21 protein-coding genes are annotated in these 24,830 nt (G+C 62.5%); 11 read left to right on the top strand and 10 right to left on the bottom strand.

Annotated features, from left to right (window positions below; all coding sequences use genetic code 11):
- Positions 1–151: 151 nt before the first annotated feature.
- The 4 genes from A5692_RS14990 to A5692_RS14975 form a co-directional block, all read right to left on the bottom strand.
- Positions 152–1,867 (bottom strand): VWA domain-containing protein, encoded by a 1,716-nt coding sequence (locus A5692_RS14990; protein ID WP_369807570.1) that lies wholly within the window; start codon positions 1,865–1,867, stop codon positions 152–154.
- A 25-nt stretch (positions 1,868–1,892) separates the two neighbouring features.
- A complete protein-coding gene (locus A5692_RS14985; protein WP_067923969.1) occupies positions 1,893–2,693 on the bottom strand; it encodes a CbbQ/NirQ/NorQ/GpvN family protein in 801 nt (266 codons plus the stop codon).
- A 94-nt stretch (positions 2,694–2,787) separates the two neighbouring features.
- Positions 2,788–4,029 carry a spirocyclase AveC family protein gene (locus tag A5692_RS14980; RefSeq protein WP_142393487.1) on the bottom strand — a complete coding sequence of 414 codons (1,242 nt, stop codon included), beginning with the start codon at positions 4,027–4,029 and terminating at the stop codon, positions 2,788–2,790.
- A gap of 291 nt (positions 4,030–4,320) precedes the next feature.
- Complete coding sequence (locus A5692_RS14975) at positions 4,321–4,683, bottom strand: DUF4286 family protein (RefSeq protein WP_068057263.1); 363 nt, start codon at positions 4,681–4,683, stop codon at positions 4,321–4,323.
- 348 nt (positions 4,684–5,031) lie between these two features.
- Here A5692_RS14975 and A5692_RS14965 point away from each other — a divergent pair, with 348 nt between their 5' ends.
- Entirely contained in the window at positions 5,032–5,952 is a 921-nt protein-coding gene (locus A5692_RS14965) for a TIGR03619 family F420-dependent LLM class oxidoreductase (RefSeq protein ID WP_068057237.1), read from the top strand.
- The gene (locus A5692_RS30420; RefSeq protein WP_369830295.1) at positions 5,862–6,170 is read left to right on the top strand and encodes a hypothetical protein; all 309 of its coding nucleotides are present in this window, start codon (positions 5,862–5,864) and stop codon (positions 6,168–6,170) included. The genes A5692_RS14965 and A5692_RS30420 overlap by 91 nt, the downstream gene beginning before the upstream one ends.
- Before the next feature lie 56 nt (positions 6,171–6,226).
- Here the strand turns inward: A5692_RS30420 and A5692_RS14960 are convergent, their stop codons facing one another.
- Positions 6,227–7,057, bottom strand: coding sequence for an enoyl-CoA hydratase/isomerase family protein (locus tag A5692_RS14960; RefSeq protein ID WP_197514468.1), 831 nt, complete (start codon positions 7,055–7,057; stop codon positions 6,227–6,229).
- Positions 7,058–7,945: 888 nt separating this feature from the next.
- Here A5692_RS14960 and A5692_RS14955 point away from each other — a divergent pair.
- Positions 7,946–8,851, top strand: coding sequence for an alpha/beta fold hydrolase (locus A5692_RS14955; protein ID WP_067923854.1), 906 nt, complete (start codon positions 7,946–7,948; stop codon positions 8,849–8,851).
- Positions 8,852–9,213: 362 nt separating this feature from the next.
- Here A5692_RS14955 and A5692_RS14945 read toward each other — a convergent pair whose 3' ends face one another.
- Positions 9,214–10,233 (bottom strand): TIGR03617 family F420-dependent LLM class oxidoreductase, encoded by a 1,020-nt coding sequence (locus tag A5692_RS14945; RefSeq protein ID WP_068057233.1) that lies wholly within the window; start codon positions 10,231–10,233, stop codon positions 9,214–9,216.
- Between the two features lie 166 nt (positions 10,234–10,399).
- On the opposite strand from A5692_RS14945, the gene A5692_RS14940 reads away from it, so the two are divergent.
- From A5692_RS14940 to A5692_RS14930, 3 genes are read left to right on the top strand one after another with little or no spacing between them, the layout of a single operon-like run.
- Entirely contained in the window at positions 10,400–11,266 is an 867-nt protein-coding gene (locus A5692_RS14940; protein ID WP_067923846.1) for an acetoacetate decarboxylase family protein, read from the top strand.
- Entirely contained in the window at positions 11,263–12,318 is a 1,056-nt protein-coding gene (locus A5692_RS14935; protein WP_068057232.1) for an acyl-CoA dehydrogenase family protein, read from the top strand. Before A5692_RS14940 ends, A5692_RS14935 begins: the two co-directional genes overlap by 4 nt.
- Before the next feature lie 5 nt (positions 12,319–12,323).
- Positions 12,324–13,466: an acyl-CoA dehydrogenase family protein gene (locus tag A5692_RS14930; protein WP_068057230.1), complete on the top strand. Its 1,143-nt coding sequence runs from the start codon at positions 12,324–12,326 to the stop codon at positions 13,464–13,466.
- Positions 13,467–13,601: 135 nt separating this feature from the next.
- Here A5692_RS14930 and A5692_RS14925 read toward each other — a convergent pair whose 3' ends face one another.
- Positions 13,602–14,363, bottom strand: coding sequence for an SDR family NAD(P)-dependent oxidoreductase (locus A5692_RS14925; RefSeq protein WP_174813836.1), 762 nt, complete (start codon positions 14,361–14,363; stop codon positions 13,602–13,604).
- 151 nt (positions 14,364–14,514) lie between these two features.
- Between A5692_RS14925 and A5692_RS14920 the strand changes: the two genes are divergently transcribed.
- Together A5692_RS14920 and A5692_RS14915 are read left to right on the top strand one after the other, a co-directional pair.
- Positions 14,515–15,180 carry a TetR/AcrR family transcriptional regulator gene (locus tag A5692_RS14920; RefSeq protein WP_082962731.1) on the top strand — a complete coding sequence of 222 codons (666 nt, stop codon included), beginning with the start codon at positions 14,515–14,517 and terminating at the stop codon, positions 15,178–15,180.
- 184 nt (positions 15,181–15,364) lie between these two features.
- Positions 15,365–16,177: an SDR family NAD(P)-dependent oxidoreductase gene (locus A5692_RS14915; protein ID WP_068057225.1), complete on the top strand. Its 813-nt coding sequence runs from the start codon at positions 15,365–15,367 to the stop codon at positions 16,175–16,177.
- Between the two features lie 10 nt (positions 16,178–16,187).
- Here A5692_RS14915 and A5692_RS14910 read toward each other — a convergent pair whose 3' ends face one another.
- The 3 genes from A5692_RS14910 to A5692_RS14900 all read right to left on the bottom strand — a co-directional run bounded on the left by A5692_RS14910 (position 16,188) and on the right by A5692_RS14900 (position 19,548).
- A complete protein-coding gene (locus A5692_RS14910; RefSeq protein WP_102420102.1) occupies positions 16,188–16,967 on the bottom strand; it encodes an enoyl-CoA hydratase/isomerase family protein in 780 nt (259 codons plus the stop codon).
- A gap of 289 nt (positions 16,968–17,256) precedes the next feature.
- Complete coding sequence (locus tag A5692_RS14905; protein ID WP_156766092.1) at positions 17,257–17,814, bottom strand: hypothetical protein; 558 nt, start codon at positions 17,812–17,814, stop codon at positions 17,257–17,259.
- Between the two features lie 621 nt (positions 17,815–18,435).
- Positions 18,436–19,548 (bottom strand): spirocyclase AveC family protein, encoded by a 1,113-nt coding sequence (locus A5692_RS14900; RefSeq protein ID WP_142393485.1) that lies wholly within the window; start codon positions 19,546–19,548, stop codon positions 18,436–18,438.
- A gap of 465 nt (positions 19,549–20,013) precedes the next feature.
- On the opposite strand from A5692_RS14900, the gene A5692_RS14895 reads away from it, so the two are divergent.
- From A5692_RS14895 to A5692_RS14885, 3 genes are all read left to right on the top strand, one after another.
- Positions 20,014–21,168, top strand: coding sequence for an aromatic ring-hydroxylating dioxygenase subunit alpha (locus A5692_RS14895; RefSeq protein WP_068057219.1), 1,155 nt, complete (start codon positions 20,014–20,016; stop codon positions 21,166–21,168).
- Entirely contained in the window at positions 21,138–22,715 is a 1,578-nt protein-coding gene (locus A5692_RS14890) for an AMP-binding protein (protein WP_068057217.1), read from the top strand. Before A5692_RS14895 ends, A5692_RS14890 begins: the two co-directional genes overlap by 31 nt.
- Positions 22,716–22,790: 75 nt before the next feature.
- Positions 22,791–24,587 (top strand): acyl-CoA dehydrogenase, encoded by a 1,797-nt coding sequence (locus A5692_RS14885; RefSeq protein WP_068057215.1) that lies wholly within the window; start codon positions 22,791–22,793, stop codon positions 24,585–24,587.
- Positions 24,588–24,830: the final 243 nt, after the last annotated feature.

Here is a 24,830-nt window from a genome sequence, read left to right as displayed (position 1 = left end):
GTGTGCCGTACATCACTCTGGGTGTCTTGTAGAATCTAACTCACAGTCGAAAGTGTGACAAGGCGGCTCACTTGTGAACATCCACCCAATCGCAGTGTCCGGCTTACCGTCAGTCGGGCTCAGGGCCGTGCACTGCTCAGCCGAAGAAACGTCACGCCGGCACGGTGAACGAACTATGGTCTCCACGGCGACGCGCATCAGCCAGCGCTTGGCGAATGAGTTTTCCGAGTTGGCGCTCGATCCCGCTGATGTTAGCGACGTGCAGCGCCGAGGCCGAGTCAAGCGCGTTGCGTTGAACGTGAGACTCATTGCTGTTCGGTGCCGTAACTCCGACGCATACGAAGCCGACGCCCCGCAAGCGGGCTTCGCTCATGGCGTGGCGGGTGTCGCCCGAGGCCTGGGCGCCGTCGTAGCCGTCATCGTAGGGGTGCCCGTCCGAAACGAGGATGACCACCCGCTTCATTGCTTCGGTCTGACGTTCCAAGATGGCGGTGCAATGACGAACGGCACCGCCGATCCGCGTGAAGCCCGCCGGACTCAGGTGGCCGATTCGCTCGATGGTCAAGGCCGACAGGCTTTCTCGTAGACCCTTGATCGGCATCACGTGGACCATTTCGCGGCCCCAACTTCGGAACGCGTAGAAACCAACAGGCACTCCGAGCGCATCGAGCGCGGTTGTAATGCGATAGGACATCTTGAGGTGTTGGTCGAACACCGATCCGGTTTCCCCGTCCACGCGCGCCGTCGTGTCCAGCGTCGAACTGCTGACGTCCAAAAGTACCAACGCCGCGACGCCCGGTCGCTGTCGCTTCTTCCCGATGAAGGGCAGCGGCGGAGAGCCGGATCTGCTTCGGCGCCAGTATGCTAGGTCGACGACGCCATCGGTGTGCAATTGTTCACCGAATTCGTTGCGCCCGTGTGGCGCAATCTCCAGCACGTTACGAGCGAGGCTGCGTGTAAGCGCCGTCGGTGCCCTCATTACCTCGATGCGAGCGAGTGCCGTGTGGTCACGGAAGCCATCCGGATTCCATGGCTCGAGTTCGTGCACGGTAACCCAGTCGTTGCGATACCGCTTCGAACTCTCGTCCCATTCCGGATAGCGGGCGTCGCCGCTGTAATTGCCGCCGATGAATCTGTGAGCGGCCGAGGCGATGCGGCGGCCGATGTTGACTCGGCGTCCCCCGCTGGGCCGCCTGCTCGGTTTGGCCACCGGCTTTCCGCCGCCGGCTTGGGATGCCGCATCTGCAGATTTGCCACCAGAATGCTTGAACAGACTCTGGATCAGCCTGGCCATCGGGTGGTTCGGCGTCAGCGGATTACTCAGCAGATCAAGGGACTTGGCCTCGTCGCTGTTGGTGTCGGGATCGTCCGCCTCATCGGCGTTTGAGTCATTGCGTATCTTCACGTCGCCGTCGTGCTCCCGGCCTGTACGCGCTGTCGCCGCCAATACCGCACGCGCGGGTCTGAGCTGACCGAAGAATTCGGGTGCAGGAGGAATCTGGGTTCGCGCCAATGCTATCCGCATCGACTCTTCGGCTGAACTGGTCCTGGGGATGTCCGTCAGCCCAGCCGCTAATGCTGCTACAAAGGGCGGCAATCGATCCGAGGTCAGCGAGAGCGCACGCAGACCTTCCATGGCGCAGTAGCGCGTGCACGCGCCAGACCGCCCGATGAGGTGACGCAGGACCCGCGGATCAAATGATCCGGCACCGTACATCGCGGCTTGTACGACTACTTGAGCCCGGGTCAGCGTGGTGAGTCGCCCGCCGTCGACTGCGATCGTGTTTCCCGACATATGGACGCCTTCGTCTTGCCCGGTCGTGGCCTTGACACACACCAGGCGTCCCGATACCGCACGGGCCAGCATTTGCAAGCCGGCGACGGTCGGTTGATCAGTCGATGTAGGCATCGATCAGTTCAGCGATCGACCTCGTGACCGTCGCGTCGTCGGTCAGCATGGCCGCGATCGCGCTGCGTGCCGCGCGATTGAGCGAAAGTCCGTTGGCGTGCAGCCGTGCCGCCGCGATCAAGGCCCGAGTCGACACCATCTCCGACATGCTCGGCTCGTTCAGATGTCGCACTGCTTGACCTAGTCGCACCAGTGTGGCGACGGCCTCGTCCGAGGCGCCCGACTGCTCCTTCACTATTTGGTGTTCGAGTTCCGGTGGTGCGAAGTCGAGTTCCACGGCCACAAAGCGTTGACGCGTTGAGGGCTTGAGGTCCTTGAGCAACGTCTGATATCCAGGGTTGTAGGACACGATCAGCATGAATGATTCAGGGGCATCGAGTGTTTCATTGAGTCGATCAATGAACAACTGTCGCCGATGGTCTGCAAGGGAGTGAATCACCACCGTTGCGTCGACGCGGGCTTCGACGATCTCGTCGAGATAACAGATGGCACCACCACGAACCGCCGTGGTGAGCGGTCCGTCCTGCCAGACGGTGTCCGCGCCCTCGAGCAGATAACGCCCCACCAGATCTGCGGCGAGCATGTCCTCATGGCACGACACCGTGACGAGGTCCAGTCCGAGTCGACGTGCCGCACTTTCCACCAACTTCGTCTTACCGCAGCCCGTCGGACCCTTCAGCAGCACCGGCAGACGCGCTCGCCAGGCTCCCAGCAGGATGTCCAGTTCATCCCCGACGGGATGGTAGTCGTCGACGACGCCGAGTGTGAGGTTGTGATTGTTGATCACGGGACCACGTTGGGAGGAGTGAATCGTCATACGTCCTTGCTCAGGTTAAGTAGGGCAGTTGAATCGTCGTTCGGCCGCTTAGTAGGTTTCCTCAGCCCCCGAGGTATACGTCGACCCAAGTGCGGCCGTCACCGGGGATGTCACGAGGCGAGCCGGGTTGACCACCAGTCGAAATAGGCCGTCCCGCAGCGGGATCGGGACATGGATACGGTGTTTCATGCCCGCAGATCCCATTGATCAGGTGCGACGGATAGACAGCGTGGCCGTCATTGTCGATCTGCAGGCCGATCCCGATCATCACGATGTTGTAGCTCAGGTAGCCGATGTTCGTCACCGCGGCGACGGCCAGGATCTGCAGGCCCACCTTTGCTTTGTTGGACACATTGAGGCGGTCGACCCCGCGCTCGACGACGGAATGGCCACGGTCATCTAGATAGAACCGCAGAACCATCAGCGGCGCCCAGGCAAGTCCACCCCACACCAGCGACTCATAGAGGGGGAATTGGTGCGATGTGCCTTTGAAGAGCGTCAGCCAGCTCACGGTGTTCGGATAGGCGATGATGTGCCCGTAGCACAGCACGGTCTCGATGACGAAGTCGGCGAGCAGCATAAAGCCGAGGGACCACAGGATGATGCCCAGCTTGCCGGTCTGTGGCCAGCGCCTCATTACGACCTTGCGCAGGAAACCGCAACCGATCATGCACAGCGACGCACTCCAGATGAACCCGATGCCGATCAGGATGGTCGGCTCGGGCATGAGGTTGCCATGAGGTGACACCCAGCCGGGCATGTCGGTCGTCCACGACCCGAAGTTCATCATCAGCGACGAGTACGAGAACTGCGGCGTGACGTAGTTCAGAATCGGATCCCATTGGATCAGCAGCAGGTAGGCGACTATGAGGATGGCGTCGAAGGTGACCCGCCGCTCCCGTATGCATCGCCTGCCGACGTAGATCAGAGTTCCGATGACGGCAATGATCGTCAGCACCTGGGCGCCGATGTTCCAGGCCAGATCCCTGCCCAGCTTCGGGTTGTTGGCACCGATCGGCGTAGGCGTCGCACGACCACCGAGGATCCAACTCGACGCGACGTAGATCGCCAGGGCGATGAACGCCGCACCGACCGTCGCCCAAGCGACGATCGGAACCGTGGTCCGCACCCGCGGCGTCTTCATCAGCTTGTCAGGGCCAGCACTCGCGAGCGGCCCTCTTTCCAACGTCGTCATGCGCACGCCCCTTCGTGACGAATTCAACAACGAATCCCTATCTGTGAAATGTATAACGTGTTCGACACGATGGGAAGCAAAATCTAAATTCTGATCGAAAATAAGCAAACAGACCTCCGGCGACGCCTGCGCACACGCGGCGGGACCCCGTCATCGAGGTAGGCGTCACGGGGGCCACCATCGGCGCAAGCGCTGCACCGCATTCGGTCATCCATGTCGTGAGTACCGCGGATTCGCTCATCGCGGGTAACCACGAACGGCCCGGTTGCATGTTCTCGGCTGGGCGCGTGAGCCGCGGCTGTCAGCCTCTGCTCGGTGTCGTCATGCGGGATGGTGCGGTCGGGATCGAATCGGCTCCAAACGCGCTGCGCCTATGATCGTCGACGCCAAATCCGGCTATCAGTTGTCAGCTTCCCTGCGCTCACCCCGCGGAGTCCAGCCCGTCACCGACACCGTATTGAGGTCCAGCGTTTCGCCCAGCGTCAGCGTTCCGGCCGCGGTGCCCTTGAGCCACTCGGCCATGACCTGGTCGGGCTCGCGATCCAATTCGTATATCACCAGATATCGGTGCGCAGGCGGCGGCAAAGGAGCAGGCAAGTCTTCCTCGCGCACCTTCACCTCCGAGAGGACGTAACGCTGTGCGGCTACCACTCCGGGCAGCGCGAGCACCTCGCGCACATGGCGTATGTCGTACCACTCGTTGAAGGCGTCGTCTTGGCCTTCAACGGGATTGGTCATCACAAGAAAAAGGCTCTTGGCCACCGACACAACCCCCTTGGCAGTTCCGAGGTGGACATCTCACGCACTATGGCAGCTAACTGTCACACTGTCAACGCCCACTGAAGCGCGTCAGATCAGACCGCTCGACGTAGGTGCATTCCGACAATTCAGCTTGGTAAGGGAGAAGGCGTCGTGGGTGTCCTTGGCGATTAACGCAACTGCCGCGTTCATCGCGGACTCCTCAACCGCCTGCACTCGCGATGCCATCACGCCCATCGCATCGCAGCGTATTGGCTGATGCCAGTTAACTGCCATACTCAGGCCCATCGAATACACCGCGTGATTTCGATCCGGTGCGCACCCTGTCGACCGATCCGAGGAAGGCTGACCATGCGGTTCAGCGTCGTCCTGCCCAACAGCGTCCACGTGGCCGCGCTCACCCAGCCGTGGGAGTGTGGCCTTGCCGGCAGCGACATCGCGCACGTCGCACGTACCGCCGAGAAATTGGGCTTCGCGCGCGTATTCATCCCGGAACACTTCGTGACACCCACATCGCAGGTAGAACTGTCGGGCAATCACTACTTCGATGCCACGACAGCGCAGGCCTACATCGCCGGCGCCACATCGACGATTTCGATTGGATCGATGGTCACGATTCTGCCGTTGCACAACCCCGTCATCGCGGCGAAGTCGATCGCGACGCTGGACTGGCTTTCCGGTGGCCGTGCGCAGGTGACGGTGGGGGTAGGCTGGCTCGAAGAAGAGTACGACGCCATCGGCGTCCCCTTCCGCAGACGCGGTCGGCTCACCGATGAATACCTCGCGGCGATGTTCGAAATGTGGCACAGCGACACGCCCGCCTATAACGGCGAATTCGTCAGATTCCGCGACATCGCGTTCGGCCCAAAGCCGATTCACAAGCCCCACCCACCGATCTGGATGGGCGGCGACGCCGAGGCCGTGCTCCGTCGAGCCGCCCGATTCGGAGATGGCTGGGCGCCGTGGCAGACCCGGCCCGAGGACTTCCCGGCCAAGCTCGATTACTTGAAGTCGCAGCCTGGCTACGATGGCCGTCCGTTCGCGCTTTTCTTCAGCTTGGCTTCGCTGAATATCGGCTTGGCGCACGAAATCAACGACGACCCCCATTCGCAATTCGGTCAGAACGCTCAGCAGGTCATTGACAACTGCAACATGCTCGCCGGCCTGGGCGTCACCGACACATGGGTGAATCCTCCACCGGTGGCCGACTTCAGCGCCTATCTCGATCATCTGCACTGGGTGGCCGAAGAAGTGATGCCGAAAGCAGATTGATCAAGGTTGGCAAGCCTGGCGACATGACTATCACCACGCTGGTGGTCGCCGACGTGGTCGCGAGACGGCGTGGGCTCTCGGCCCCTGATGCCGAGTGCGCGATGCCCGCCACGGTGGGGATGAGCCTGCTGGAAAGCGCTATGAGCCAGTGGCTGGCCGGAAGCGCTCGCAGTCCTTCTCGGACTTCACGTTCCGTACCGTCGATCGCGACGTCGTGACGGCCGAGGCCAACACCTGAGGCGGGATGCGGCGCCGTGGTGCGTCGCCATCGTCGTCACAGCCGCCCTTCGACGCGAAGCGCGGGATGGACCCATTCCGGCGACCGTTTCTCCTTGAACGCCGTGAAGCCCTCTCGCGCCTCGGGCCCCAGGACGCTTTGGTACATGTTGATCCGGTCGTACAGCCCCATGTAGTTGTCGAGATTGCCCTTGACCACTGCGCGCGCCTGCGGTGCGGTTCGGCAGCATTGAGCGAGTATCTCGCGCGCGGTGGTCAGCAAGTCGGCGTGAGGAACGACGCGGGAAATCATCCCCCATTCGAGCGCCTCCTCGGCCGACAGTACCCGGCCGGTGAACATCAGGTCCCGCGTGCGAACCGGTCCAATGATCCGTGCGAGCATCTGACTGTAGTAGGTATCAGCAATGCCGCGGTACAACTCCGGTACGCGAAAAGTCGCACGCTCGCTCACCACCGCCATGTCACTGCACATCGCAATCTGCAATCCGCCGCCCTGCGCCAGGCCGTTGACCGCGGATACCACCGGCTTGGGCGACTGACGCAAGGCCTCGAAAGGCGTGACGTCCATTCCCAGGGCAAAAGCCAATTCCATCCAGTTGTCCTCGGCGCGGTGCCCGAGATCGCCGCCGGGGGCGAACACGTCGCCGGTGCCCGTGATCAGCAGACCGGCCAAGTTGTCGTCTGCAGCCACTCGCGAGACTGCGTAGCGAATACCGAAATACATCGCCGCTGTCATGGCGTTGCGCGCGTGCGGACGATCCAGTGTGACTATCGCTAGCGCACCCTCGCGCTCGAACCGCAGGTACGGTGTGCCCAGCCAGTCGCCGTCCGGCGGTCGAGCCTCACCTGCGCTGATTTCCTTCGTCATGGACCGTTCTTCTGCGATTGATGACATAGGACTGTCATATTAGCAGCCAAAAGGCGTGCACATGCGCAGCAGAAGCTGCTCAATTCCAGGGATATACCGATCGGTGAATCACCATCTGACAGTCATCTGCCGCGACCATTGGGGTGAACCCGTGGTCGCTGTCAACGGACAGTCCCGCTGAGCCCGGAGGAGCGGCCGGCCCGGATGTACTCCATTCGAACCCATCCGGCACTCGACAATCGACAGTTCTCGGTGCCCTACCACCTGGTCATGTTGACTATTGGACAGCAGCACGCGGTCATCGAGGAGATCCCAGTGCTCAATTTGGCCAGAGCGCCCAAGATTTCGTCGACAACTGCGGATAACAGAGCGGCTGCACCCAGGGGTCCACGTATTGCCAGGACGAGCTGCTCCCCATGGGCCATGCCGAGCGACTCGACGCCTGTTTCCGTGCCTCCTTAGCGGAAGTGGACTCGTGGCCCTTGATACGGATATAACTATATGCCGGATTAGCGAAGGGTTAGGAGCTGAGCACTGCGCTGCTGCTCGAGATGGCAGTCTCGGGCCGGGTCGCCCATCCCGGATCGCATCGAAATCGTCGATCATCTGCGGCCACCGAGACCGGCAAGGTGCTGCGGCGCGAGATGTCCGAGGCCTGGGCGAAAACATCAGGAGTGCAACATGATTAGGGACAGGAGCCACCTGCAGAGCCAGTCCGCAACAGCCAGGTGACCGTCGCACCGGCCATCTCCAGCCAGGGCGGAGTCGGCGTGCTCGGGGCCAGGCGAGTGAGCTCGTATGACGATGAGTGGGCAGTGTGAGCGTATTGCGAGAACCTGGCACGGTTTACGCGGTGGCTTCACACCCAGCGACTAGTTGAGGAGCGACATGACCAACACCGGCCGCCGGCCACCACACGCGGCGCTGAAGATTCCGGCGGGTGACGTCACCATGGTCGCGGATGCCTATGGTGATCCGTCGGATCCGCCAGTGGTGTTGCTGCACGGTGGTGGCCAGACCAGGCATTCCTGGGGTTCGACCGCTGCCGATCTTGGCGCCAAGAACTGGTATGCCATCACGGTCGACCTGCGTGGGCATGGCGACAGCAGCTGGTCCCCGGACGGCTACTACGGGCTGGACCGGTTCGCCAACGATGTGACCCGGGTGGGCGACTTCCTCGGCCGCCCACCGGTCTATGTGGGTGCCTCGCTAGGCGGCAATTCCTCGTTGGCGGCGATCGGGGTCCGGCCCGATCTCGCGCTCGGCTTGGTCCTGGTGGATGTGTCGCCGTTCCTGCAACCAGCGGGGACGAGCCGGATCCGCGAATTCATGGTGTCGCACGCCGAGGCCGGCTTCGGCACGCTGGAGGAGGCCGCCGATGCCGTCGCGGCCTACGTTCCTCACCGACCGCGGCCGCGCAACCTCGACGGCCTGAAAAAGAACCTGCGCTTTCGGGACGGCCGGTGGTACTGGCATTGGGACCCTGCGTTTATGGCGTCGCCGAACGATCAGGCCGTGCAGCGCGATCAGCTCATTGACCCAGCCCGGCTGGGTGCGGCGGCGCGGGACCTGCGGCTGCCGACTCTGCTGGTGCGCGGCGGCGAGTCCGATGTGCTCAGCGTCGGCGACGCAGTGCGCTTCCTAGAGTTGGTGCCGCACGCCGAGTTCGCGTCGGTTGCCGGTGCGCACCACATGGTGGCCGGTGACGACAACGCGGTCTTCGAGAACGTGCTCGACGACTTCCTCGAGCGCCGGGTGCGCTCGCGGCTCAAGCTGTTCGACACTGCACGCTGACGAGGCGAATACGGCGAGGATGTGACGGCACTGCCTGCGACGGCGGCGACCAGCATTGGCAATCGGCCACGAATGCACTCATGGGCACCCGGCACATCGACTGGTACCTCTCCCCCGTGATCACTGCACTTCCGTCACGAGAAGCGGCCAGGGAGCGGGCCGTCGAGATCGCGTACGGCTACCTCGGTCTGCGCGCCCGGACCACGCTCGCAGAAACCACTCAGCTCGGAGACGAACTGATCGGGACGGCTGAGCAATGCCAGGGACGAGGCCGCAGGAAACGGCCGGCGAGCCGATGACTGAGGTTCGTGAAGCACACGCGGGCTCAAAGAATTCCCTGTAGCCCTGTCAGGGGCTTCAAGTCATGAACGCCGCCAGTCGCGCAACTCCTCGACGATCGGCTGCCAGAGCCCTTCCGAGGTGTCATATGGCGCAGCCAGGGCAACCCGGCTCAAAACGGAACCGAATCTGTCCGTCAACGCCCGCGCCACATCCGGCGGATCGGCGACAACGGCGAAGGCGTCGAGCATCTCGTCATCGATAACCTCGCCTAATTGGCTCCAGCGATCAGCCTTGATCATGGCCCGCAGCTCATCACCGATCACTTCCCAGCCGTGGGTCTGCAGGACGGGAAGGTACGCGGGGGTGGACGCGTAGAAAGCAATGCGGCTGCGCACCGCCGCATCGGCGGCCGCCCGAGCGGCCGCGGTTTCACCCGTTACGACGAACACCGCTCCACTGATCTGAAAACCATCCAGATCGTCTCGACCCGTGGCTGCCCGGCCCTCGATAAGCGCAGGCAACGTCACGGACCTGAGGTACCGCTCGGTTGTAAAGCTGTGCAGGAGAAAGCCATCGGCGACCTCCCCCGCAACACGCGACATTTTGGGGCCAACGCCTGCCAGAAGCACCGGCGGATTGCCGTGTGGGTTGGGCCCCGGATCGAAGAACGAGGTCATGAGCGTATGTCGGTAGAACTTCCCCTCATGGTCAAGTCGCTCGCCGGTTCGCCAGCTCCCCCAGATCGCCCGGATGGCCAGGACGTAGTCGCGCATCCGGTCGGCCGGAGCTGACCAGGGCATGCAGAACCGGCGGCTGATATGAGCCTTCACTTGCGAGCCCAGCCCCAGCATGAATCGACCTCGGGAGTAGAGCTGCAAGTCGTTCGCGAGCAGCGCTGTGGTCATAGGGTTGCGAGCGAACGCGACGGCGATATTGGTGCCCAGGGCAACCGTGCTTGTGTCCTGCGCGCACATCGCCAGCAGCGGAAACGGATCGTGCTTCATCTCGGGCATCCACACTCCGCGATATCCGGCCGCTTCCGCTTTCTTCGCGGCGGCCAGGGCGCCGACGTCATTCGGAGCAACCAGGTCGACGTCCATGACTCTCCTTGATCGCGGGGTGGTGTTACCGGCGGGATGCTTCCAGCGCCGCACTGGCAGATTCTAGTTGTCGACAGATTCTAGGGTGAAATGGACTCCCACCGCCTCTTGTCGCATTATCGAACTTTCGGTAGATTTTGATCCACCTAGGGAAGGAATACTCGAGATGTCGTCAGCCGATCAGGGGTTCACATGTCACCCGGGCGAGCGTTATGAGATGCCCATCGTGTTCGGGCCGACGGAGCTTCCGCAGGTATCACAGTGGGGATATCTCCGAGCGCTCGACATCACCTTCGTCACCGATCCGGTCGCGGTGCGTCCACTGGTACCGGCGGAGCTCGACCTCCCGGAGCAGCCGACGGTCGTCATCAGCAGGCGCTCATTCGACCAGGTGGACTACCTCGCAGGTCACGGCTACGAAGAGCTGTGCGTCGGTATCAGCGTGACCCACAACGGCGAGGAGGGGACGACCAGAGGGAACTTCTGGCCCGTGATGTGGGTCGACCAGATTCGGCCGGTCACCGTCGGCCGCGAGTTCACGGGTTTCGCCAAGCTGGGCGCAGACTTCAGCCCGATACGAGACGATTCCGGCGACCTATCGTGGGAAATGTCGGAGTACGGAACGGTGTTGGCGCGCGGCACAATACGCAACGCGAAGCCAGTCGACGACGTCGCGCTGGACAAGATCGCGCAGGCGGGCAGCATCGGGTACGCCTTTTGTTCTCGCTACATCCCACCTATCGTCAACAGCCCCGGTGTCGACGAGGTGACTCGTTGCCAGATGCGTTCGCAGATCACTTCCGTGCAGGTGGGTGAGGCCGAACTCGAGTTGGCCTCACCCTCGTGGAAGGATGCTCCGAACGGGGCACGCGCAATGTCAGCCTTGGCTTCTCTCCCGATACTCCAACTCCGTCGGGCCATGGTCATCGAAGGATCCTCCTCCTTCGACCGCTCGACGATCACTGCTCTGCCCCGCACGCGATCGCTGAGTAGCGCGACCACCGCTGTCGCCGCGAGCGGGCCGGCGCGTTGAAGGTCAGCCTCAGCGAGGATCAGCGAGCAGTCGAAGAACTGTTCTCCGAGTTCTTCGCAAAGACTTCGGAACCGATCGTCGTCCGGCGAGCGGAGCCGCTTGGCTTCGACTCCGAGCTGTGGTCGAAGCTGTGCGCTCTGGATGCGCCGGCGATGGGGGTCGCGGCGGAGAAAGGAGGCGGCGGAGCCACCATGGCCGACCTCGTGGTCTTGGGCGAATGCGTTGGGAGATCGGTAGCGCCCGTTCCCATCATCGAACACACGGTAGCCTTGCGCGCCCTGCCCGAGCCGTCCGCTGAACTGCTCGCCGGGGACGAGCTTGCGACGATCGCGCTGCAGTCTGCAACCGGCGGACTCGACTGGGGCCTCATTCCCGCCGGGGCGGTCGCCCGCACCGTCGTCGGCCCGTGTGACGAGGTCACGGTAGCCGTGTCTGCCGAGCCCCCCGGAGTGGCGCCGGCAAACCACGCGTGCATGCCCGTGGCCTTTCGGACCTTCGACCACAACACCGCATCGAACCTAGGCGACAAGTCGGTGTGGTCACGTGCGCTGTCGGAGTGGCAAATACTCACCGCCGCATCGCTGGTCGGCATCGCTGCGAAGAGCCTCGACACCGGAGTGGAGTACGTAAAGTCACGCGAGCAGTTCGGCCGGCCGATCGGCACGTTCCAAGCGGTACAACACGGATTGGCCGATTTGCCGGGACTTATCGATGGCGCCCGGCTGCTCACTTTCAAAGCGGCGTGGGCCATGGACACTTCGGATTCCACCGCGCCGAGGTCCACCGATGTCGACGACAACGAGGTCAACGATCCGACATCGCTTGCTTTGATGGCCTATCTCTTCGCGACCGAAGTGGCGGCCCAGGTCACCGACCGTGTGCTGCACTACCACGGCGGGTACGGGTTTGCCAACGAGTACGACATCGGTTTGTACTACCGCCGAGCGCGCGGCTGGTCGCTCGTGCTCGGCGACCCCGCTGTTCAGTACCAGCACTTGGCAGACCGATTGTTCGGGGCAGTCTCTACCGATGACACGTCGAGAAAGCGGTAGCGGCAATGGATTTCAATCTCTCCACTGAGGCGGCGGCATTCCGTCAGGAGATCAAGGACGTCATCGCCCTCACTTACACGCCAGATCGTCGCGGTGAACACCATCGCACCGGCACATTCGCCTGCCCGGCCTTGTATCAGGAGCTCGCACGGCGAGGGCTGCTCGAACGCACCGTACCGGGGCTGGGCAAGGGTGATCCGATCGAACTCTGGATCCTCTTCAACGAGCTCGAGAAGGCGACGGTGCCCTACGACGCACTTTCTGTGATGCTGATCGTTTCCGCGATGGTTAACCGGCTAGGGTCCGAGTTCCATCGAGAACGCATCCTCTCCTCGTTGCTTTCTGCGAAATCCTATGCCTGCCTTGGCTACAGCGAGCCGGGGAGCGGAAGTGACGTGGCTTCGGTGTCGACGCGCGCGATTCGCGATGGCGACCAGTGGGTGATCAACGGATCCAAGATGTGGACGACGATGGCCCACGAAGCCGATTGGATCCTGCTGCTGACGCGCACGGACCCGACTCTGCCGAAGCACCGCGGTCTCACCATGTTCGTGCTTCCCATGGACACTCCCGGCATTTCAGTGGAACCGGTGTGGACGATCGGGTCCGAGCGCACCAACGCGACGTTCTTCGACGATGTCCGCGTGGGCGATGAGTGGGTCCTCGGAGGCGTTAACAATGGTTGGGCGGCGATGGGCGTCGGGTTGTCGTTCGAACGCGGCGTCGTCGGTGAGACAAACGGCGGTGTTGCGCTGTTGCGGCATTTTCGGCAGTGGGCCGAAGACACCGGTGCGGTGCGCGACCCCGCCATACGACAGCAGATGGCCCAGACCGCTATGGACAATGAAGTCGCGAAGCTGCTGACACAGCGGTCGGCGTGGCTGGCGGCGAGCGGTGAGTTGCCCGTAGTCGAAGGTGCGATGACCAAGCTCTTTGCGACCACGGCATATCAAAAGGCTGCCCATTGGTTCCAACAGCGCGCCGGAGCGGCGGGTCTGCTTCGGTTTGGCGAGGCTGGCGCAGCCGCGGATGGTTGGATCGAGTACGAGGGCCGCCATGCACCACTTTGCACGATCCGCGGGGGCACTACCGAGATCAACCGCAACATCGTGGCGGAGCGTCATCTTGGACTTCCGAAATGCGTCTGACTCAATTGCCTTCGACGCCTTGGCTGTTGGTCCGACGGCCCGGCCTGCAACCGAACGAGGGTAGCCATGTTTCGCCACGGTCGGCGTCCAGGCGACGGGTTGGCGAACCGGGCGCGGCCCGCGGGTTCGTCACCGCTAGCGGGCTGGCATTCGCAGGCCCGCGTCGAGCCGCACCACTTCACCGTTGAGCATCGGGTTCTGCGTGATATGCACGACGAGCTGGCCGAATTCGCTCGGCCTTCCGAAACGTTTGGGATGGGGTATTACTCGGGTCATCGCGCCGAGTGCCTCATCGGGCAGGACGCCGAGTAATGGCGTTTCGAAGAGTCCCGGCGCGATAGCCATCACGCGAATGGCGTGACTCGCCAGATCGCGGGCCAACGGCAGCGTCATCGCCGCGACGCCCCCTTTCGAGGCAGAATAGGCGACCTGGCCAATCTGCCCGTCGTAGGCGGCGATCGATGCGGTATTCACGATGACACCCCGCTCTTCGGCGTCGAGCGGGGTGGTCGTCATCCGGGCGACCGCGGACCGGATGACATTGAACGTGCCGATCAAGTTGACGCCGATCACCCTGGCGAAATCCGCCGTCGGGTGCGCGCCTTCTCTGCCGAGCACGCGACGAGAGATACCGACCCCGGCGCAATTCACGACTATCCGCAAGTCGCCGGCCGACTGCGCAAGGTCGAGTGCCGCTTCGACAGTGGATTCGTCGCACACGTCCGTTGGCGCAAACAGAACGTCCTCGCCGAGGTCGGCCGCAACCGCCCGACCCGCAGAAGACGGCAGATCGGCGATGACGACTGTCGCGCCACTGTCTCGCAACGCTGCGGCGGCTGCAAGCCCCAGGCCGGAAGCGCCCCCAGTGACCAACGCTACGGAATCGTCCATCCGCACCGCTTACCCCTTCCCGATCAACACCTACTTTCTACTAGCGAATAGAATATAAGCTTATCCTGCAACCCCCCGCAATCGTGCACGACGGGCCGGTGCCGAGCGACGCGGAAGCCGCTCCGACCCACCGCATGCGTCGACGGCGACCGGAGAAATGCGCGGTTTCTCGTATACTCGGGCGGTGACAACGAAGAGCCGGACCAGGGTGCCATTCGCGAAGTCAGCACGAACGCGGGCACGGATCCTCGATTCCGCCGCACGGGTGTTCAGCCAGAACGGATACGCCGGCACGCGCCTCACCGACATCGCGGAGGCCGCCGAGGTCAAACAAGGCAGCCTGTACTACTACTTCGACTCGAAGGACACGCTAGTCGCAGAGATGCTGCGCGTCGGACTCGAGAAGACGCACGAACACGTCGTCTCGGCCGTCGAAGCCCTGGGCCCCGAAGCCTCGGCGACCGCGCGTCTTGGCGCCGCGATTCATGCGCACGCCGAGGCCGTGATCGAGGCCGTCGACTACACGGCAGCCAATGCACGCATCCTCGGCCAGCTTCCCGACGAGCTGCGCAAGCGTCACATCCGCGTCGACCAACGGCCCTACGGCAAGCTCTGGGACGGACTCCTCAGCGACGCGCGCGACGCTGGCGAAATTCGAGACGACCTCGACCTGCAGACCCTGAGGCTCCTCATCATGGGATCGCTGAACTGGACCGTCGAATGGCCCGACCGCGCCAAGCGATCCCCTGAAAAGGTCGCCGACCTTCTCATCTCAGCACTGTTCGACGGGATCACCATCCGGGACCATGCGGTCCAGATATAGGCCGGCCCCTAGCGCATTCGTCCTGTCGGCCAGTCGTTCCGTTGGGGCCGCGATTCCGCATCCTTCGGTGAATCAGTAAACTATATAACATCTTGTAGCGCGATGCATGCGCGCCCTCGCCACGGTGCGCGTGCACCACTTTCAGCGCGCATGCTGTCGCCGGGGCGAGGGAGAAAAGCTAAGTATGGAACTGGCCGTAAAGGACGCGCGGGTGATCATCACCGGGGCGACCGCAGGCATGGGGCTGGCAACCGCGCACGTCTACGCGCAAGAGGGGGCACGACTAGCCATTCTGGCGCGCAGTCGCAGACGGCTCGAGCAGGTGGCGGCCGAACTTCGCGCCGCGGGTAGCCCGGAGGCGCTCGTGGTGCCCATTGATCTTGCTCAGGCGCAAAGCGTGCACGCGGCCTTCCGGCAGATCGAATCTTGTTGGGACACTGCCAATGTCCTGATCAACACCGTGGGCCCCGGCCTCGAACTCGTGGCTGGGTTCGATGAGCTGTCCGATGACGATTGGACGAGAGCGCTCGACCTGATTCTGCTCAGCGCTGTGCGGACGTGCCGCGCTGCGCTCCCGCTGCTGCGATCTGCCGACTGGGGGCGCATCGTCAACATCTCAGCGCATTCCGTGCAACGGCAATCACCCAGGCTGATCGCCTACACAGCCGCCAAAGCTGCATTGACCAGTATGACCAAGAACTTGTCCCAGACACTTGCCCGTGAGGGCATTCTGGTCAATACCGTTTCGCCGGGGACCTTCATGACCGAGCAGGTCAGCAACTTCATCGAGGCGATGCCTCGGGAGCCCACGGGGCCGCGCACTGCCGAGGATGTCGGCGCGCTTCTACAGCAGGTTTTCGGCGATGCTCTCGGATACGTCGGCCGCGCCGGGCGCCCCGAGGAGATCGCGCCGATGATCGCGCTGCTGGGCTCGCGACTCAACTCTTTCACCACAGGGGCAGATCTCAACGTGGATGGAGGTTCGGACTTTCGATGAGTCGCAGGGACTACCGCAACCTCCATTGCGGCTTGCCAGCTCCACCGCGAGTCACCTTCACGGTCTCCACGCCGTTGGCTAGCTGCGTGTAGTGCACACCATTGCGGATGGCATCGGTACGTCCGACGTCGAGTGAGTCCCAGATCGCCTTCACCGTTCCCTGCACCGCCAGGGGCTCGTTGGCCGCGATCTGGTGAGCGATCTCGTCGGCACGTGGCCAAAGCTCCTCACGCTCGGTGACCTCCGATACCAAGCCCATTTGCATGGCACGGCTGGCCGACATTCGCTCGTTGAGGCCCATGAGCGCGATCCGCAGCACTTCACCCAGCGGCATCCGGGCGGCGAGCCCCACAGGCTCGAGCACGGCAGCAAGCCCGTAAGTCACATGCGGATCGAAGAACGTCGCATCGTGGGAGCTGATGATGATGTCCGCCTCATTGAGCAAATAGAACGCGCCACCCGCCGCCATTCCGTGCACTGCGCAGATAACCGGCTTCCACACCTGATTAGCCTTGGGGGACAGATAACTGCTGGGATCCTCGCGGCTCCACAGATTGGGCCGGGACACCATCTCCAGCGTGTCGTCCGTGTCTACGCCCGTGCAGAAAGCGCGCTCACCAGCCGCTCGCACCACCACGGCGTGCACCTCGTCATCGAGCCGAACATGGCGCCAGACCTGCGAGAAATCCTCGCACATATGCTGATTGAAGGCGTTCAGCCGGTCGGGTCGATTGAGCGTGATGGTCGCAACGTGGCCATCCAACGCGTAGAGCAGCGTTTCCAGTTCCATCATCGTCCCTTCGAAACGGTCGGCTGACCATCGGCTCACAAGTTATGCAGTCGATATCTTGCCACCCTTTAGTTATCGAATCAGAAACAGATTCTATCCGATTGGGAGACGTCATTCGGGCGGCAGACCGTGACACCAAATGGTTCTCATTGTGGGTAGGCGCGAAAGGGATCCATCATCTCGCCCGCACGCGTCCACCCGCGGATGCCCCGCAGACTCGCCCACCTTCCGCGGTATCGCGCGTATCCGAGGCTTACGGCCGAATGGCCCTCACCTAAGAAGCCTTTCGTTATCGCGCCCAGGGCATCTCGGGATCGGCGACCATCACCAGCGCCTGGTAACCACGCTTGCCCAACTCCTCGGCAATCGCGGCGTAGGCTGCCGCAGTCCACCCCGCAGGAGAACGCACCATGAGGCCGTCTGCGAGATCGAGGTGATCGATATCGAAGACCAAGCCGGCCAATCCACGCGCCGTACCCGTATAGGGCAGCCCCTCGCCCATCGCATTAGTCCCGTTGTCCATCCGCCGGCATGCCGCGGCGTTGTCGACTTCGATGCATACGTTGACCGCCAACAGAATCGGACGTTGCCGATGTCCGCGCGCACACCGCGCCGCGCGCTCCTCAACGACTCGCTTCTTGGCTTGCCGCAGGTCGCTGGCCGCCACGAGTGTGGCTGGACTCACGAAAATTCGATCCTCGGGCCCCCGCAGCGAACTGCGCCCGCTCTGCGCCGGGTTCGCGATCGCCGCGCGCTCGTCCTCAGAGACCACGAGCGCTACCCGGAAAGGACGAGCAGCACGCGCAACAGTAGAGCTGCTCGCTGAACTCACGACTGACGAAGTCATCGGATGGACCCTTCGACGAAGTTCAGGTGCCAACGCAGGCTTCGATGTCCGGTCCGCTTGCCTCACCACCTAGCTGCAGCAGAATCTACTCTGCTATAGAAAATTTTTCAATGGCAGGCTCTCAGAGGTCAAGGACCGTAACAATTCAGGTCGCGGTGGCGCCCGGATGCTGACCGCCGGCGATCCCAGGCGCGTACACCCCACGGGCCGTGGTAGGTGTCTGCCAACGCGGCGGTGACCTACGCCGATAACCCTGTCCGGTCGGCGAGCTCACGCACCATGGCCATCCGGGCATGCGACACGACATCATGGCCGCCGGCCGAGACTTTCACCCGCGATGGATGCCACCGCGACATTCTTCACCTGCGAAGTGCCTTATCGTCAGGATCTTTGAACCGTAGAGCAGTGCAATTATCCCTTGCAGGACGGGCACTTTCGCTTGTCTACACCCCCGGGCACCTACACCGATCCAGGAAAATTCGAGTGAGCAGGACCGCGTCCGCTGGTTTGAATGGTCGTGGGCCCTTCCTTTGAGAATGGATAGGGCGGTGGTGCAACACGACTCGCGGTCACACCACCGCCCCACCGCGTCCTTTTCTCGCGCTGGCAGGCGCGGCTGGGTCAGCGCCCGAGATAAACGTCGACCCAAGTCCGTCCGTTGCCCGGCACGTCGCTCGGCGATGCCGGCTTGCCGCCCGTAGGTATCGACATACCGGTCCCCGGAGTGGTGCACTTGTTCTGCGGGCCGCACAGCGAGTTGGTCAGGTGCGACGGGTAGACCGCCGAGGCATCATTGTCGTTTTGCAGGCTGATGCCGATCATGACGATGTTGTAGCTCACGTAGCAGATGTTGGTCACCGCGCCCAGCGCGAGAATCTGCAGGAGGACCTTCGTCTTGTAGGACACGTTGAGGCGATCAACGCCGCGCTCCACGACCGAGTGACCACGGTCGTCCAGGTAGAACCGGAGCACCATGAGGGGCGCCCACCCGAGCCCTCCCCATACGAGCGCTTCGTAGATTGGGAACTGATGAGATGTCCCCTGCCACAACGTCAGCCAACCCACGGTGTTGAAGTAGGCGATGTTGTGACCGAAGCACAGAACGCTCTCGATGAGGATGTCCATGACAGCCATGAAGCCGACCGACCACAGGATGATGCCGAGCTTGCCGGTCTCCGGCCACCGCCTCATCACGACTTTGCGCAGGAATCCGCACCCGAGCATGCACAGCGCTGCACTCCACATGAACCCGATGCCGATCGCGGCGGTCGGCTCAGGCATCAGGTTGGCCCCCGGCGACACCCAGCCCGGCACGTCGGTCGTCCACGAGCCGAAGTTGATCATCAATGAGGTGTAGGAGAACGTCGGCACCACGTAGTTGAGCACCGGATCCCATTGGACGAGCATCACATAGGCGATCATGAGCATCAGATCGAAAGTGACGCGCCGTTCCCTGATGCATCTGCGGATCACGAAGAAGAGCGCGATGCCGACGGCGACGAGGGCTGCCACCTGAGCGCCGATATTGAACGCGATCTCGCCGCTCGTCGGCTCGTCCTTGCCGAGCGGGGTGGGTGTGGCGCGACCGCCGAAGATCCAACTCGCCGCAATATATGCCGCAAGCACCATGAACAAAGCGCCGATCGTCGCCCACACAAGGATGGGGGTTGACGTCCGCACCCGCGGCGCTTTCTTGAGTCTGTCCATGCCGCTGAGCTGCGGCTCGACATCCAATGTGGCCACGAGCACCTCCCCTGTGATTAGTTAAACAAATAACTCTTAATGTGAAATGTAACGCAGAGCAAACCCGATTGGAAGCCAGAATCGAAGCGTGAACCGAAAAGCGGCAGGCATCTGCGGACTGCGCTGGCCCGATCTCGGGCACGTCGCCGGCCCGAGGGCGGCGCGCAGGACGCGCGCGGGCGCAACCTGATTGAAAAAAACACCGCCAGCGGCTTGCGGCTGTGTGCGGGCATGTTCGCCGAACGTGTTGACGCGGGCGAGCCAATTCGCAAGAGCTGCGGATCCCGGCGGCGTTCGACGCGGTCTCGGATAAGTCAAGTTGCTCCGCGTCAACAACGGCCAATCGAGTGGCGACGCTGTCGTCCCTCCGCTTGCCTCACCACCTAGCTACAGCTAGAATCTACTCGTCTATAGAAAATAGCAATGGCAGGCTCCCCGAGGTCGAGGATCGTAACAATGCAGGTCGCTGTCCAGCACGAGCTCATCGAGCGCTTCCGCAAGCTCGCTGAGGCGAAGTCCACACAACTGAGCGATGGCCCGCGGATGTTGCCCGCCGGCGAGTACACATCGAGCGAACAGCTGGAGCAGGAACGCGAAATCCTGTTCAGGCGTCACCCGGTGGTGGTAGCGCTCACTGCAGACGTTCCGCATTCCGGGGCCGTCTTGGCGACGCATATCGATGGTGTGCCGCTGCTGGTGACTCGCGCCAAAGACGGGCGCGCCAGGGTATTCATCAATGCGTGCCGGCATCGGGGTGCGCCGGTCGTCGAGCCCGACTGCCGTAGAACGGGTGCGCGAAATCTGAGCTGCCCGTTCCATGCGTGGTTGTACGCGCTGGACGGCAAGCTGATGCGCAGACCGATAGCCCAGGATTACTTCAACGGTGAGTCGTCCAATCTGACGGAGGTCTCCTCCGACGAGGCGCACGGTCTGATTCTGGCTCGGCTCGACGGCGCCCCCGTGGACGCCAACGCCTACCTAGGTCGGTTGAGCGAGGATCTGGACAGTTTTGGGCTGGCCAACTTCCATCACGTCGAGACACGCAAGGCAATTCAAGACTGCAACTGGAAGATGATCATCGACACCTTCCTCGAGACATATCACGTCTTCTCGCTGCACAACTCCTCGATATCGCGGCTCTACCACTCGCACCCCCAGCTGTTCGACGCCTTCGACCAGCACTGCCGCAGCATCGGCGTCCGAAAATCGATTGATGATATCGGCGAGGACCAGAGCACCTGGCAGTTTCCGCCGCATGCCACGATTCACTACGCCGTCTTTCCCAATACTCTCGTCGTGCATCAGCTCGACCATTTCGAGGTATGGCGGATCTTCCCTCACGACACGCCGGGCAGCTCGGTGGTGGAAACGAGCATCTATGCACCGGAACCGCCCAATGACGACACGATCAAGAAGTGGATTCTCAATCTCGACATCCTGATGCAAGTCACCGGTCAGGAAGACTTTCCGATGTGTAAGAAGATCCAGTCGGGGTTGAACAGCGGTAGTGTCGATTCGCTGGTGTTCGGCCAGAACGAACTGGGGTTGATCCATTTCCACGAACAGATTGCCGAAGCCTTGTGCAAAGTGAATTCTGGTTCGAGCCGCTGACGCCCGTCAGCTTCTTGCGTCGCGCCGCCACCATCTACGGCGACAACACGGCCGTCGTCGACGGTGAACGCACGTTCAGCTATCGCGAGCTGCTCGACCGCAGTACGCGGCTGGCCGGGGCGCTCATCGACCTCGCCGGCGGAAAAGCCGTGGCGATTCTTGCGCCGAACAGCCACGCGTTGCTCGAAGCGCACTACGGCGTGCCGTGGTCCGGCTCACCTTTGCTCACGCTCAACATCCGGCTGTCTGCGCCTGAGCTCGCCTGGATCATCGACCATGCGGAAGCGGCCGTCCTCATCTACGACAGTTCACTGTCGACACTGGCTCACGCAGTATCGGACATCGTCGACTCGCGGATGAAACTGGTGTGTTGCGGCGGGGAGAATGACGAATACGAACAGCTGCTCGCCGAGGCGGAGCCTCGAATCCAGCCGATCACGGACGAGAACGCCTTGCTCTCGCTCAACTACACCAGTGGCACAACCGGCAAGCCCAAGGGCGTCATGTATCACCACCGCGGGGCATACCTGCAGTCTGTCGCGATGGCCACGCAGATGCGCCTGGAGAACAAATCGAAGATGCTGTGGACATTGCCGATGTTCCACTGCCATGGGTGGTGCTTCACATGGGCCGTCACCGCTGCGGGCGGGGCCCACATCTGCTTGCGATCGGTCGATCACACCGAAATTTGGCGCCTGATCGACGACGAGGGGGTCACTCATCTCAATGGCGCGCCCGTGGTCCTGAACTCGATCGCGTACGGCGATGCGGCCCATGGGCTCGTCCCTCCGCGCAATCTACTCATCGGTACCGGTGGAGCACCCCCGACGCCCACCATCCTGGCGCGACTCGCCGCGCTCAACATGGACGTCGTGCACCTTTACGGTCTCACCGAAACCTATGGGCCGGTCGTCATCTGCGAGTGGCAGCGATCGTGGGATTCATACGACGCACCGCGGCGCGCGCGACTCAAAGCCCGGCAGGGGGTGTGCAACATCGTCTCGCAACCCGTCCGGGTCCTTGATGCGAATGGTGATGACGTACCGAAGGACGGGCGAACCATGGGCGAGGTCGCCATCCGCGGAAACAATGTGATGGCGGGCTATTTCAAAGACCCCGGGGCGACTGAAGCTGCCGTGCCCGACGGGTGGTTCCGCACCGGAGATCTCGGCGTACTCCACGAAGACGGTTATCTCGAACTTCGCGATCGCAGCAAGGACATCATCATATCCGGCGGCGAGAACATCTCCTCGATCGAAGTGGAAAACGCTATCGCCTCGCACGAGTCGGTGCTCGAGGTCGCCGTCGTCGCCGTGCCCGACGATCGTTGGGGCGAAGTTCCGGTTGCACACATCACCCTGCATCCGGGAGCAACCGCGGACCAGGCCGACATCGAAAGACACGTCCGAGAGCAACTCGGTGGGTTCAAGGTGCCCAAGCGAATAGTGTTCGAGGCGCTGCCGAAGACTGGCACCGGCAAGGTGCAGAAATTCGCACTGCGAGAACAGTGGCGTCAGAAGCTGCAGTCGCCTGATTTAACAGTCTAATTGGCTACCGGCACCGGCGGGCTCGTCACCGGCGCCATGTGCTGTGCCGCCACGATCGAAAAGTAGGGAGCGTCCATGCCCAACGACCTCATCTCACGGCGCGACGTCGAATTCTTGCTCTACGAGTGGCTGGGTGTGGACGAGCTGCCGAAGCGTGAGCGCTACTCCGACCACAGCAGGGAGACATTCGACGGGGTCCTCGACCTCTGCGAGCAACTCGCCGAGAAGTACTTCGCACCGCACAACAAGCTCAATGACACCAGGGAACCGACCTTTGATGGACGTCACGTCCACGTCAACCCCGAGGTGAAGCGAGCGCTCGATGCATTCGCGGCCGCCGACCTCATCGGCATGAGCATGGATTACGAACTCGGCGGCGCGCAGTTACCGGTCACCGTGGCAAGCGCCGGCTTCGCCTGGTTTCACGCCGCCAATGTCAGTACCGCAGCCTATCTAATGCTCACCATGGCCAATGCGAACTTGCTGGCCACATATGGGAGCACGCGTGACCACGAGCTCTTCGTCAAACCTATGCTCGCCGGCCGGTTTTCGGGCACCATGTGTCTGTCCGAGCCGCAAGCTGGGTCGTCGCTCGCCGACGTCAGCACCCGCGCCGAACCCACCGATGATGGCCATTACCGACTTTTCGGCAGCAAGATGTGGATTTCGGGCGGTGAGCACGAGATGACCGAGAACATCGTGCATCTGGTCCTCGCGCGCATCGCCGGGTCGCCGGCGGGGGTGAAAGGGCTTTCCTTGTTCATCGTGCCCAAGTTCCTGGTCGATGATAATGCCGCGATCGGAGAACGAAACGACGTCTCCCTTGGTGGACTCAATCACAAGATGGGATACCGCGGCACAACGAACACCGTCCTGAACTTCGGTGAGGGTGCCCATCGCCCGTTGGGTTCAGCAGGTGCGGTGGGGTACCTGGTTGGCCGACCCAACGCCGGTATCTCTTACATGTTCCACATGATGAACGAGGCTCGGCTTGGCGTCGGCATCGGCGCCGTTGCACTGGGGTACACCGGCTACCTCAAGTCCGTGCGATACGCAAGTGAGCGGTTGCAGGGCCGCGTTCCGGCCCGCAAATCCGCGGAGGACAAGCCCGTGCCGATCATCGAGCATGCCGACGTCAGGCGAATGCTGCTAGCTCAAAAAGCCTATGTCGAGGGCGCTTTGGCCCTCGCGTTGTATTGCGGATACTTGATCGACACCCGCGCCAGCAGTGAGGACAACAAAGAGGCTGAAGAAGCGGCGCTGCTGCTGGACGTGCTGACCCCGATTGCCAAGAGCTGGCCCTCGCAATGGTGCGTTGCGGCCAACGATCTCGCGATCCAGGTACACGGAGGTTACGGATATACCCGCGACTACGACGTGGAGCAGCACTACCGCGATAACCGCTTGAATCCGATCCATGAGGGCACACACGGCATTCAGAGCCTCGACCTGCTCGGCCGCAAAGTGACTCAGCACGACGGCGCAAGCCTGGCCTTGGTGTCCGACCGTATCGGTAAGGCGATTGACGGTGCGACCGCGCTGGGCGGGGAGCTCGGGCACCTCGCCGATCAGCTGGCTCAGCGGTGGGTCCGTCTCGTCGAAATAACGACGAAACTGGTCCGCGAATCCGATCGCGAACTGGCGCTGGCCAACAGCGCGATCTATCTCGAGGCGTTCGGCCATTTGGTGATTGCGTGGATGTGGCTCGAGCTGTTGATCATCAGCGCGCCGAAGAACACTGACTTTCACGCTGGCAAGGTGCAGGCCGGCAGGTTCTTCTTCCGTTACGAACTGCCCCGCGTCGATCCCCAGCTCAATCTGCTCGAAACCCTCGACAGCACGACCGTCGACATGAAGGCGGAATGGTTCTAAACGGCGTCCGGTCGACATTTCGCCGGCGAAAGCTGGCCTGGGCGCGCGTCACCGGTAAGAGGGCACTACCACATGCTGGCCTTCGCGGCGCGCTCGTTCGGCGTGGCGATTGAGCCCGCCTACCGGCCCGTCTCAGCGGCGCGCGCCGTCGAATGACCCAGGAGCGAGTGCCCTCTTACCGGTGACGCGCGCCCAGGCCAGCTTTCGCCGGCGAAATGTCGACCGGACGCCGTTTAGAACCAT

This window comes from Mycobacterium sp. E342 (assembly GCF_001667665.1).
Lineage (GTDB): Bacteria > Actinomycetota > Actinomycetes > Mycobacteriales > Mycobacteriaceae > Mycobacterium.
Note: the sequence above shows the minus strand (reverse complement) of the source record. Positions and strands in the feature narration are given on the sequence as shown.